14 protein-coding genes and 1 pseudogene are annotated in these 12,199 nt (G+C 49.6%); all 15 read left to right on the forward strand.

Annotated elements, in window-relative coordinates; genetic code table 11:
• Window positions 1–497: 497 nt before the first annotated feature.
• The 15 genes and pseudogenes from DHL47_RS03840 (at window position 498) to folK (ending at window position 11,947) form a co-directional block, all read left to right on the forward strand.
• Window positions 498–872, forward strand: a complete 375-nt coding sequence (locus DHL47_RS03840; RefSeq protein ID WP_128836788.1) for a DUF1033 family protein — start codon at window positions 498–500, stop codon at window positions 870–872.
• A gap of 100 nt (window positions 873–972) precedes the next feature.
• Entirely contained in the window at window positions 973–1,914 is a 942-nt protein-coding gene (comGA, locus tag DHL47_RS03845) for a competence type IV pilus ATPase ComGA (protein ID WP_209550960.1), read from the forward strand.
• Window positions 1,844–2,878 carry a competence type IV pilus assembly protein ComGB gene (gene comGB / locus DHL47_RS03850; protein WP_275945993.1) on the forward strand — a complete coding sequence of 345 codons (1,035 nt, stop codon included), beginning with the start codon at window positions 1,844–1,846 and terminating at the stop codon, window positions 2,876–2,878. The genes comGA and comGB overlap by 71 nt, the downstream gene beginning before the upstream one ends.
• A complete protein-coding gene (gene comGC / locus DHL47_RS03855; RefSeq protein WP_128836785.1) occupies window positions 2,875–3,192 on the forward strand; it encodes a competence type IV pilus major pilin ComGC in 318 nt (105 codons plus the stop codon). The genes comGB and comGC overlap by 4 nt, the downstream gene beginning before the upstream one ends.
• Entirely contained in the window at window positions 3,152–3,586 is a 435-nt protein-coding gene (comGD, locus tag DHL47_RS03860) for a competence type IV pilus minor pilin ComGD (protein WP_209550961.1), read from the forward strand. The genes comGC and comGD overlap by 41 nt, the downstream gene beginning before the upstream one ends.
• Complete coding sequence (gene comGE / locus DHL47_RS03865) at window positions 3,552–3,845, forward strand: competence type IV pilus minor pilin ComGE (protein ID WP_209550962.1); 294 nt, start codon at window positions 3,552–3,554, stop codon at window positions 3,843–3,845. Before comGD ends, comGE begins: the two co-directional genes overlap by 35 nt.
• Window positions 3,829–4,266, forward strand: a complete 438-nt coding sequence (comGF, locus tag DHL47_RS03870; RefSeq protein ID WP_128836783.1) for a competence type IV pilus minor pilin ComGF — start codon at window positions 3,829–3,831, stop codon at window positions 4,264–4,266. Before comGE ends, comGF begins: the two co-directional genes overlap by 17 nt.
• On the forward strand, window positions 4,247–4,663 hold the full coding sequence (gene comGG, locus DHL47_RS03875; protein ID WP_209550963.1) for a competence type IV pilus minor pilin ComGG: 417 nt from the start codon (window positions 4,247–4,249) through the stop codon (window positions 4,661–4,663). Before comGF ends, comGG begins: the two co-directional genes overlap by 20 nt.
• 80 nt (window positions 4,664–4,743) lie before the next feature.
• Entirely contained in the window at window positions 4,744–5,709 is a 966-nt protein-coding gene (locus tag DHL47_RS03880; protein ID WP_128836782.1) for a class I SAM-dependent methyltransferase, read from the forward strand.
• A gap of 36 nt (window positions 5,710–5,745) precedes the next feature.
• A complete protein-coding gene (locus tag DHL47_RS03885; RefSeq protein WP_128836781.1) occupies window positions 5,746–6,939 on the forward strand; it encodes an acetate kinase in 1,194 nt (397 codons plus the stop codon).
• A 186-nt stretch (window positions 6,940–7,125) separates the two neighbouring features.
• Window positions 7,126–7,838, forward strand: a pseudogene (locus tag DHL47_RS03890) (lysostaphin resistance A-like protein).
• 444 nt (window positions 7,839–8,282) lie between these two features.
• Entirely contained in the window at window positions 8,283–9,236 is a 954-nt protein-coding gene (gene folP / locus DHL47_RS03895; protein WP_128836847.1) for a dihydropteroate synthase, read from the forward strand.
• Window position 9,237: 1 nt separating this feature from the next.
• Window positions 9,238–10,560, forward strand: coding sequence for a bifunctional folylpolyglutamate synthase/dihydrofolate synthase (locus DHL47_RS03900; protein ID WP_209550965.1), 1,323 nt, complete (start codon window positions 9,238–9,240; stop codon window positions 10,558–10,560).
• Between the two features lie 2 nt (window positions 10,561–10,562).
• A complete protein-coding gene (folE, locus tag DHL47_RS03905) occupies window positions 10,563–11,117 on the forward strand; it encodes a GTP cyclohydrolase I FolE (protein ID WP_128836779.1) in 555 nt (184 codons plus the stop codon).
• A 17-nt stretch (window positions 11,118–11,134) separates the two neighbouring features.
• Window positions 11,135–11,947: a 2-amino-4-hydroxy-6-hydroxymethyldihydropteridine diphosphokinase gene (gene folK / locus DHL47_RS03910; protein ID WP_209550966.1), complete on the forward strand. Its 813-nt coding sequence runs from the start codon at window positions 11,135–11,137 to the stop codon at window positions 11,945–11,947.
• Window positions 11,948–12,199 lie beyond the last annotated feature (252 nt).

Genomic DNA, 12,199 nt, shown 5'->3' on the forward strand with positions numbered 1-12,199 from the left:
GTGAATAAAGTCAGGCAAAGCTTGCTGTCAAAGCAGCGGTTTGTAAGGGCTGATGGTTCAACGAATAAGAAGCTGCTTAGCAGGGATTCATTGACGCTCAAGCGCTTGATGGACTGTGCAGGAGAGATTTTGGTTGACCAAAGTCAATAGAATCTCTCCCAACCGCTGCCTCTGCAACTCAAATGATAGAACTGGAGGCGGCTGGGGACTTTTTATAGGGTGTCTTCCAAAAGAAACATCCCTCTGTGACTGAGGACGCCGCTATCATGGAAGTCTTATACAGTATCTTCCCAAAGATACATCCCTCTGTGGGTGAGGACGCAGCCATCATGGGAGTCTGTCCCGGCCTCTGAATATCAGTGATTATAGAAGGTTCTTCTGACTTCGGCCGGAAGAATTTTTTGTGCAAATCAGTCAGCTTTGTAGGGTCTCTGAGCAGATTAGTTTAACTATCAAAGGATTTTTAATATAATATACGGTACAGAAAGAGGACTAGTATGTATTGTGTAATTGAAATGTATGGGGATTATGAACCTTGGTGGTTTCTGACTGGCTGGGAAGAGGACATTGTTGAAAAGAAAGAATTTGAGGATTACTATGCAGCGCTCAAGCATTACAAGCAGCGATGGCTGGAAATGGCTGAACAGTCGCCGCTTTATAACAGCCGCAGTGATTTGATGACGATTTTCTGGAATCCTGAGGACCGGCGCTGGTGCGAGGAATGCAATGAGGAGATTCAGCAGTATCACTCGCTCTTCCTGCTGGAAAATGACTGCCAGATTCCAAAAAGCAAATACCGGCCTGGCTATATTCGGCAGAGCGGCAGTGAAAAGCACCGAACCTGTCAGGTAAAATTAAAAACGATGCAATAAAGAGAGGGCCAAAGCGACAGCTAGAGACTAAGACTGAGATTTTTCTCGGTCTTTTTCTTTTTTTGAGATTCTTTTGCGAATAGTAAGGTAAGGAGGATTTATGGTTCAAGAAATTGCAAAAAGCATGATTCGTCAGGCCAGAGAGGAAGGGGCGCAGGACCTCTATCTCATTCCCAAGAGCCGCAGTTATGAGCTTTATATGCGTATCGGTGACGAGCGCCGTTTTATTCAGGCCTATGATTTTGAGCAGTTTTCTGCCCTAATCAGTCATTTTAAATTTGTAGCCGGTATGAATGTCGGCGAGAAGCGCCGCAGTCAGCTGGGCTCCTGTGATTATGACTGCGGGGATCTGACAGTGTCTCTTCGCCTGTCGACAGTAGGAGATTATCGCGGCTATGAGAGCCTGGTTATCCGCTTGCTGCACGATGAGGATCGCGAACTGCTCTTTTGGTTTGAGAACCTGCCGGAGCTGCGGGAGAAAATCCAGGCGCGCGGGCTCTATCTCTTTTCAGGTCCTGTGGGCAGCGGCAAGACCACTCTCATGTATCATCTGGCCCGGCTTGGATTTTCCGATCAGCAGGTCATGTCCATTGAAGATCCGGTCGAAATCAAGCAGGAAGCCATGCTGCAGCTGCAGCTCAATGAAACGATCGGCATGACCTATGATAACCTGATCAAGCTGTCGCTGCGTCATCGGCCGGACCTTTTGATTATCGGAGAAATCCGCGATCGGGAAACAGCCCGGGCGGTGGTAAGGGCCAGTCTGACGGGAGCGACTGTTTTCTCAACCATTCATGCCAAGAGCGTCCGCGGTGTCTATGAGCGGCTCTTAGAATTGGGGGTCAGTGAGGATGAGCTGCGGATGGTGCTGCAGGGAGTCTGTTATCAGCGTTTAATCGGGGGAGGAGGTGTCGTCGATTTTGTCAATCAAAACTATCAAGAACATAAGGCAAACCGCTGGAATCAGCAGATTGATCAGCTTTTTGCAGCGGGACATATCAGTGCTGAGCAGAGGCAGACCGAAAAGATTGTCTACGCCTAAGCAGAAGAAAGTGATAGAGCTTTTTTACAATCTGTTTTCCAGCGGCTTTCATTTAGCAGAAATAATTGACTTCTTAAGGCGGAGCGCCCTGTTGGAAGAGGCCTATGTCCGCCAGATGCAGGCAGGTTTGGCAGCCGGGCAGTCCTTTTCGCAGATTGTCAGCCGTCTGGGTTTTTCTGACAGCGTGGTGACGCAGCTTTCCCTATCAGAGCTGCATGGCAACCTGACTCTCAGTCTGGGGAAAATCGGGCATTACTTGGACAATCTGTCCAAGGTCAGAAAAAAACTGATTGAGGTGGGGACCTATCCCCTTCTGCTGCTGGGCTTTTTAGTCTTAATCATGCTGGGACTGCGCAATTATCTGCTGCCGCAGCTGGACAGGCAAAATCTGGCGACCCAGTTTATCAGCCAGCTGCCGCAGTTTTTTCTGGGCGGCAGTCTGCTTCTGCTGCTTTTGCTGACAGGAGCTTATGTCTATTACCGCAAGGCTGCTCCAATCGCTTTCTTCAGCCGGCTGGCCCGGCTGCCTTTTGCTGGCAGTCTGCTTCGGGCTTATTTAACAGCCTATTATGCCCGGGAATGGGGCAATATGATTGGCCAAGGCTTGGAGCTGAGTCAGATTTTCGCCGTTATGCAGGAGCAGCCGTCCCGCCTTTTTCAGGAAGTGGGCAAAGATATGACTGCTGCTCTTGAGGCCGGACAGGCTTATGCGGATAAGGTCAGCAGCTATCCCTTCTTTAAAAAGGAATTGGCTCTGATGATTGAATACGGCGAAGTCAAATCCAAGCTGGGCAGTGAATTGGAGGTTTATGCCGAGAAGACCTGGGAAGAGTTTTTCCTGCGCATCAATCGGGCCATGAATCTGATTCAGCCTCTGGTCTTCGTCTTTGTAGCCCTTGTTATCGTTTTACTTTATGCGGCAATGCTCTTGCCCATCTATCAGAATATGGAGGTATCCCTATGAAAAGATTCAAAACTTTGAACGTTCAGGCTTTTACGCTGATTGAAATGCTGATTGTGCTCTTGGTTATCAGCGTGCTCCTGCTGCTCTTTGTGCCCAATCTGAGCAAGCAGAAAGATGCGGTTGCAGACACTGGAAATGCGGCTGTTGTCAAGGTCGTTGAGAGCCAGGCGGAGCTGTATGAGCTGAAGAATAGCAATGATAAGGCAACGCTGAGCAAGCTGGTCAGTGCCGGCAGCATCAGCCAGAAACAGGCTGACTCGTATAAGGCTTATTATGGAAAGCACAGCAGTGAGACTCAGACAGTTGCCAATTAAGGCTTTTACCCTGCTGGAAAGCCTCTTGGTGCTCTTTGCAGTCAGTCTGGTTCTGCTGAGCCTGTCGGGTTCTGTGCAGGCCGGCTTTCGGCAGGTTCAGGAGCAGCTCTTTTTTCTGGAATTTGAGCAGCTGTATCGGGAAACGCAGCAGCTGAGTGCAGCCGGACATGAAAAGATGTCTCTGACAATATCAGAAAGGGCTGTCTCGAATGTCTATCAGGAGCTGGTCTTTCCTCAAACCCTTCAGGAGCACGAGCAGCAGGCCATCCACTTTGATCAGGCGGGCGGCAATTCATCGCTCAGCAAAATCATTTTTCAGACGGAGGAGAGGACAGTTGTTTACCAGCTTTATATGGGCAATGGGAAGTTTAAAAAGACAGAAAATCAGCGCTAGCATCCTTTTGGAAGCCTTGACGGCAATGGCTGTCTTTGCTGCCATCGTCAGCCTGCTTTTGGGACAGATCCGCCAGTCGCGCAAAGAGCAAAGCCGGCTTTTGCGGGAGGGGGAAATCTTGCGTCTGGCTAAGATGGCTCTGCAGACTGGGCAGGACACCCTCAGTGCCAACGGCATCACGGTCCGCCAAGTCAAGACAGACCGGGAACTGACAGTTTATCATGAGGGAGAGGTGGTGCTCAATGTTCAGAAACGTTAAGATTCGGGCCTTTACGCTGCTGGAAACCTTGGTGGCACTCCTGGCCCTCAGCGGCGGCTTTCTGGTCTTTCAGGCCATGACGCAGCTGTTAGCGTCCGAACTGCGCCAGCAGCAGAACAATGAGCAGCAGGAGTGGCTCTTATTTTCCGAGCAGCTGGAAAATGAACTGTCGCGCAGCCGGTTTGACAAGGTTGAAAATGATAAAATCTATATCCGGCAGGATGGGAAAGACTTGGCTCTGGGCAAGTCCAGAAGCGATGACTTTCGCAAGACGGATAAAAGCGGCCGCGGTTACCAGCCTATGATTTATGGGCTTAAGTCGGCTCAGATCGCTCAGGAAGGAGAGTTTGTCCGCTTTCATTTTATTTTTGAAAAAGGCTTAGAAAGGGAACTTGTTTATCGTGTTCAGGAGGAAGGTTAAGGCCGGTGTGCTGCTTTATGCGGTCTTTATGGCGGCTGTTTTCAGTATGCTGCTGCAGTTTTACCTCAACCGTCAGGTCGCCGGTCAGCGCCTGCAGCTGCTGAATCGGGAAAAGACGGTAGCTTATGCTATGGCGGTATGGACAAAGGAGTCAGTCAAAGATGCTGAAGGCCGGCTGGAATTTGACCAAGGCAGTGCCAGTTACAGCCGTCAGGGAGATAAGCTGGACATCACCAGCCAGCTCCGCAATGGGCATTCTTATAACTTTGGCTTTTCCCTTGCCCGCCCGGAGAAAGAGCAAGAAGGCGGGGAGGCAAAAAAAGAGCAAGAGACGGCCCAGAAGGAGGCAGAGGCAGCCGATTCAGAGCGTCTAAAAGAGGAGCAAAACGAGGACTAATATAACTGTAAAATCTTTGTAACTTGATAAGGCTTGGAAAGGAGCGCTAATTTTGGTATGATAGGGAAACGGAGGATACCATGAAATTTGAAAAAATAGAAACAGCCTATACTCTGATTCTCGAAAATGTACAAAATATCCAAAATGCTCTTTCCACGAATTTTTACGATGCTCTTATTGAGCAGAACGGCATTTATCTGGATGGAGATACAGATTTGAAAGAAGTGCTGGCCAATGACGAAAAAATCCGGTCACTGCATCTGACTAAGGAAGAATGGCGCCGGGCCTACCAATTTATATTTATGAAGGCGGGGCAGACAGAACCCCTGCAGGCCAATCATCAGTTTACACCGGATTCTATCGGCCTCCTGATAACCTTTCTTCTGGATCAATTAGCCCGAAATGAAGAAGCAGATGTCTTGGAAATCGGCAGCGGGACGGGGAATTTAGCTGAGACGATTCTCAATCATACCCAAAAGAAGGTGGATTATCTGGGGCTGGAATTGGATGACCTTCTGATTGACCTGTCGGCCAGCATTGCCGAAGTGATGAACTCTAAGGCTCATTTTGCTCAGGGGGATGCGGTCCGCCCGCAGGTTCTGAAAGAAAGCGATCTGATCATCAGCGACCTGCCGGTCGGCTACTACCCAGATGACAGTATTGCAGCCCGCTATGAGGTGGCCAGTCGGGATGAGCATACCTATGCTCATCATCTCTTGATGGAGCAGTCACTCAAATATTTGAAGCCGGGCGGTTATGCAATCTTTTTGGCCCCTAATGATTTGCTGACCAGCGATCAGAGCCCCCTGCTAAAAAAATGGCTGCTGTCCAAAGCTCAGTTTATCGCGATGATTACCCTGCCTGAGTCTATTTTCTCCAGCAGCAAGTATGCTAAGACCCTCTTTGTTTTGAGGAAACAGGAAGAAAACAACATCCAGCCTTTTATCTATCCGCTGCGTGATTTGCAGAATCAGGAAGAGATGTTTAAATTCCGTCAAAGTTTTCAAAACTGGTACAAAGATAGTGAAATTCAAACAAATTTCTGATATAATGTTTCTGAAAACGCTTAAAGAGGTGAAGAAATGTCTAAAACAATTTCGATTAATGCAGGAAGTTCCAGTCTCAAATGGCAGCTCTATCTGATGCCGCAGGAACAGGTGCTGGCTAAAGGTTTGATTGAGCGGATTGGTCTCAAGGATTCCATTTCAACAGTCAAGTTTGACGGCCGGTCAGAGCAGCAAATTCTTGATATTACGGACCATACGCAGGCAGTCAGAATTTTGCTGGATGACCTGAAGCGCTTTGACATTATCCAGTCTTATGATGAAATTACCGGTGTCGGCCACCGTGTCGTAGCCGGCGGCGAACATTTTAAAGATTCAGCTCTGGTGACGGAGGAAGTGATTCAGCAGGTGGAAGAACTGTCCCTGCTGGCTCCGCTGCATAATCCGGCTAACGCTGCCGGTATTCGGGCTTTCAGAGAAATTCTGCCGGATATTACCAGCGTGCTGGTCTTCGATACATCATTTCATACCAGTATGCCGGAAAAAGCTTACCGCTATCCTCTGCCGAGCAAGTATTACACGGAAAATAAAGTGCGGAAATATGGCGCTCACGGCACCAGCCATGAGTATGTGGCACAGGAAGCTGCCAAAGTCCTGGGCAAGCCGATTGAAGAACTGAAGCTGATTACCTGCCATATTGGCAACGGCGCTTCTATCACAGCGGTTGACAAGGGTCTTTCAGTAGATACATCTATGGGCTTCACTCCGCTGGGCGGTGTCATGATGGGGACACGGACGGGCGATATTGATCCTGCTATCATTCCTTACCTCATGCTGCATACAGATGATTTCAGCAGTCCGGAAGATATCAGCCATGTCCTCAACCGTGAGTCCGGTCTCAAGGGAGTTTCCGGCAATTCCAGCGACATGCGGGATATTGAGAGTGCTATGGAAGCAGGGGATCATGACGCGACACTGGCTTTTGATATTTTTGTAGACCGTATTCAGAAATATATCGGTCAGTACTTTGCCGTCTTAAACGGTGCTGATGCTATTATTTTTACAGCCGGTATTGGGGAAAATTCTGACCTTGTCCGCGAGGCTGTGATTTCTGGACTTTCATGGTTTGGCTGTGATATTGAGCCTGCTAAGAATGTTCGCGGAGCAGAAGGGGTTATCTCCACCCCGGAAGCCAAGGTGAAGGTTTTAGTGATTCCGACCGACGAAGAGTTGGTCATTGCGCGTGAAGTCGAGCGCTTTAAAAATCAATAATATCAGATAATGCTTCGTCTTTTAGTTTGCTTTTAGTGCTAGGCAGCGGGCTGCAGACAGTCCTGATTTAGGGCAAAGCGAAATAACGAAGTAATAAAAGATAAACGAAAGGACGATAAAAGCTCAGTTTGACTGGGCTTTTTGACTGCTGGAAGAGCTCCCATTCATAAAAATCTGCTATACAAAATGGGAAATTTCCGTTATACTGGAAAAAGGAGGAAAATATGAAAGCAATTCTGAAAAAAGCAGAATATATCCTGCTGATTCTCTTTGTCTTATTTCTAAGCCAGCTGCCCTTTCTATTTATCCGGCAGGTGACTGCTTCTGCGAAGAATTTTTCAGCTGGACAGACCTTATCTGTCTTGGTGGTTTATTTCCTGATTGTCTTTTTTGTCCTGCGAATGGCCAAGCAAGAGGAGCTGCTGAGCTTTGATTTTAGCTTTTTCAAATGGTCGTCGCTGGGCTGGCTGGCGGTTTCTTTTGTGGCCATGATTGGTGCCAGCATGCTGGGAATGATCATCATGATGCTGGAGGGCCATGCTGTAAGCACAGCCAATCAGGATGCCTTGAATGCTTTGTTTAAAAATGTTCCCAATATTTTGCTGGTAGCAGGAGCCGTGTTTCAGGCGCCTGTTTTAGAGGAAGTGGTCTTTCGCGGCTTGATTCCCCAGAAGATTTTTGCCAAGCATTATGTCTGGGGCTTGTCTGTAGGGGTGATTCTTTTCGGCCTCGTCCACGGTCCGACCGATATAGGCAGTTTTGTTGTGTATGCGGGCATGGGGGCGGTCTTAGCTGCGGTGGCCTATATGACCAAGCGTTTGGAAATGGCTATTTTGGCCCACATGCTGCGAAATGGCGTTGCGGTACTCATTATGATTCTGATGAATTCTGTTGGATAGTCAGGGGCCTTTTATAGGGTATCTTCCAAAAGATCCATCCCTCTGCGGGTGAGGACACAGCCATCATGGGGATCTGTCCCAGCCTCTTTCTCTTGCAGCAAATTCTCCGGAAATGTTGTGTTTTTTGTCTTATTGGGGCTGGACTTGGCATTCTTATCTGCTGCGTCCTATTTTCCAGCGTTTGGAGCTGGCAATGCTGATTCCTATGCTTCAAAATGCCAGACTCCTCAGTCTTTAGCTCTTTTGCTTTTAAAAAGTATTTTCTTAAATAGAAGAATTATGGTAAAATGGTAACTGAAACAAGAGGCCAGATAGGGCCTGCTTGTGGAGTCGAGTGCAGTTCATAGGACTGAATGCTGCATCTGCTGCCAGCTTTGCGGTACACTGGATGGGTGTGCCTTTTTTGCTGAAAAGCCGCTAAGGAAGTAAGAAATGAAAGGTCAAATGCTTAATCTAAGAGAACTGGCTCCAGAGGGCAGGACAGCCCTGTGTGGGATTATCAATGTCACGCCGGATTCTTTTTCGGACGGGGGCCGCTATAATACGGTTGAAACTGCCTTGGAGCAGGCCAGAAAGCTGATTGCTCAGGGGGCGCATCTGCTGGACATCGGCGGAGAGTCTACGCGGCCGGGCAGCCATTTTGTCGATATCAAGGAAGAAATAGAGCGGGTGGTGCCGGTTATTGAAGCGATTCGCCGTGAAAGCGATGTGCTGATTTCGGTAGATACTTGGAAGTCGGAAGTTGCTGCGGCAGCTCTCTCTGCCGGCGCTGCGATTATCAATGACATTACCGGTCTTCTGGGGGATAAAAGGATGGCTGGATTGGCCGCAGAAAGGGCAGTGCCTGTCATTGTGATGTTCAATCCAGTCATGGCCCGGCCCCAACATGCCAGTTCCAAAATCTTCCCCGTTTTTGGCTTTGAACCAGCCTTTAGCGAGGCTGAGCTGACCGCCTGTGCGGAGATGGAGATTGCCGATCTGATGTGGACTTTCTTTGGCAAGTCTCTGAAGCAGGCGGAGCGGGCCGGACTTTCCAGAGAACAGCTTCTGCTGGATCCGGGTATCGGTTTTGGCTTGACCAAGCGGGAGAATCTTTTGCTGCTGCAGGAATTGGATGCTCTGCACGAGGCTGGCTTTCCGATTTTTCTGGGGGTGTCCCGCAAGCGTTTTCTGGTCAGTATCTTAGAAGAACATGCGATTGAAAGCAATCCTGAAAAGGAAGAAGGCTTTCAAAATAGGGATTTGGCTTCAGCGCATTTGACCAGCATTGCGGCCAGCAAGGGAGTGGAAGTGGTACGGGTGCATGATGTAGCCGTTCACAGGATGGCTGCAGCAGTCGGCGATGCCATTCGTTTGGCTCAGAAAACAGAAGACATGAATTTAGCTCAGTATAAGTAAGATGAAAGAAACACAACTACCGGATGTCAGCTGGCTGGAAGCCTATCGGACGGACAGTCCGAATTTTGGATTGGAGCGTATGGAGCGTTTGCTGGAGCTGCGGGGCAAGCCGCATCTGCAGCTGTCGGTCATTCATATAGCAGGGACCAACGGCAAGGGCTCGACCATTGCCCATCTGCGCCAGCTTTTGCAACAGAAGGGCCTTAAAGTGGGAACCTTTACCTCGCCTTATCTGGTCAGCTACAATGAACAGATTGCCATCAATGGCTCTGCCATTTCTGATTTGGATCTCCAGCAGCTGCTGACAGACTATCAGGCTCTCTTGGCCCAGCAGGCAGAAGATGCTCTTTTGCTGGGAGTGACTGAGTTTGAGATTGCTACAGCCTTGGCCTATGATTACTTTGTCCAGCAGCAGGTCGATGTGGCCCTGATTGAGGTCGGCATGGGCGGGCTTCTGGACAGTACCAATGTCTGCCGGCCGGATCTGACCGCCATTAGCACCATTGGGCTGGATCATGTGGCGCTGTTAGGCGATTCTTTAGAAAAAATAGCAGAGCAGAAAGCAGGGATTATCAAGCCGACAGTTCCGGTGGTGACAGGCAGGATTGCTCCCCAGGCCTTAGAAGTTATTAAGAAGACCGCCGCCCAAAAAGGAGCACCGCTTTTGACCTGTCCGCAGGATTATCAGGCAGAATATATCCATAGCACAGAGCAGGGTCAGGTCTTTTCCTTTGCCAATGCCTATCGGGCTGAGGCTTATTATCGGACAGCTCTTTTAGGGCTGCATCAGATCGATAATGCTGCTCTGGCTATTGAGCTCTGTGACACATACTGCCGCCTCAAAGGACTGCCTCTCCTGAGTCAGACAGAGGTAGACGAGGCCCTGCTTAGGGCAGTCTGGCCGGGGAGACTGGAAAAGCTCTCAGAACGGCCCCTCATACTCATAGACGGGGCCCATAATCCTCACGCTATGCGCTCGCTCCTCGCTTCACTGTCAGAGCATTATCCGGCTCAGAAGAAGCAGCTGTTGTTTGCCTGCATTCAGACCAAGTCTCTGGAAGAAATGGTCGGGCTGCTGAAGACAGTGCCTGCTGCAGAGCTGACTCTGACGGCTTTTGCAGACAAGCGGAGTTTTTCCCGGGAAGCGATGGAAGAGCTGGCTGAAAAGGAGGGGCTGTCGTACAGGGACTGGCCGGACTATCTGGAGCATTATCTGGCTGCAGAGCATGAGGCAGATGAGCTCCTGCTCCTGACCGGTTCTCTTTATTTTCTGGCTCAGGTCAGACCCTATATCATAAAAAAACTAAATCCAAGACAGGAGTAGAGATGGATACCAAGAAAATAGAAGCAGCAGTTGCTCAGATTATTGAGGCCATTGGCGAGGACGGAAGCCGGGAAGGGCTGCAGGAAACCCCGCAGCGGATAGCCAAGATGTATCAGGAAATTTTTGCCGGCCTTGATGAGACGGCTGAAGAGCACCTGTCAAAATCTTTTGAAATTATCGACAATAACATGGTGGTGGAGAAGGATATTTTTTTCCATTCCATGTGTGAGCACCATTTTCTGCCTTTTTATGGTAAGGTTCATATCGCCTATATTCCCAACGGCCGGGTTGCCGGTCTCTCTAAGCTGGCGCGGACGGTAGAGGTCTATGCTAAAAAACCGCAAATTCAGGAGCGGCTGACGGTGGAAATCGCTGAGGCTTTGATGGACTATCTGGGGGCTCAGGGGGCTCTGGTCTGGGTCGAAGCGGAGCATATGTGCATGAATATGCGCGGAGTCAGAAAGCCGGGAACAGCCACGGTGACGACAGCTGCCCGCGGAATTCTGGCGACAGATAAGGATTTGAAAAATGAAGCCTACAAATTAATGGGCCATTAAAAGATGAGGAGGGTTGCATGGACCAACTGCGCATCAAGGATTTGGAAGTTTATGCCTATCACGGTCTGTTCGGAGCGGAAAAGGAATTGGGACAGCGCTTTGTTCTGGATGTTATCTTAGACTATGACATGACTCAGGCGGCCAAAACAGATGATCTGACGGCGTCCATCCATTACGGAGAGCTGGCTCAGGATTTGACCCATTGGTGTCAGGAAGGCAAGGAGGATTTGATTGAGACGCTGGCTTACAAGCTGATTGACCGGATTTTTCTGGCTCATCCGCTGGTGCAAAAGGTCAGTCTGGAAGTTAAGAAGCCTTGGGCACCGGTGCCCCTGCCTTTAGAAACCTGCTCGGTTAAACTGGTCAGGCAGAAACGCCGGGTCCTGATTGGCCTCGGCAGCAATCAGGGGGATAGAGCGGCCAATTTGGATGCAGCCTTGGCTAAAATGGCAGAGCAGCACATCCGGCTGGTGCAGGCTTCCGGCCGAATAGAGACAGAGCCTTGGGGCGGTGTGGAGCAGGATCCTTTCCTCAATCAGGCGGTAGAAGTCGAAAGCTGGCTGGCACCGCAGGATTTATTGCAGACCCTGCTGGCTATTGAGGCCGACCTAGGCCGTGTGCGTGAGGTCAAGTGGGGACCGCGGGTCATTGATTTGGACATTCTCTATATCGGGCAGGAAGAGATTTACAGCCCGGACTTGATTGTCCCGCATCCTTATGCGGCTGAGCGAGCTTTTGTCCTGCAGCCGCTGCTGGAAATTGCCCCGCATTTTGTCGATCCTGTACGGAGAAAGAGCATCCGCCAGCTGTGGGAGGCGGTCGAAAAATGAGAGAAGAGAGGCGGTGGGACAGACTCTTATACGGTATCTTCCAAAAGATCCATCCCTCTGTGGGTGAGGGCACAGCCATCATGGGAGTCTGTCCCACCGCCTTAGATTGAAGAGAAAGTCCTCATTAAGACTTCCCTTAGGAGAGTACGGACGCTAGCGGCTTCCTTCGGAATTCCGTAGCTAAGTTTTGAGCTTCCTCGCCTTTTGGTTTCTAGGCTTAGGCTAAAATCGTTTACAGAATTATTTTACTCT

Origin of the sequence: Streptococcus panodentis, from assembly GCF_017884005.1 — a bacterium.
Taxonomy (GTDB): domain Bacteria; phylum Bacillota; class Bacilli; order Lactobacillales; family Streptococcaceae; genus Streptococcus; species Streptococcus panodentis.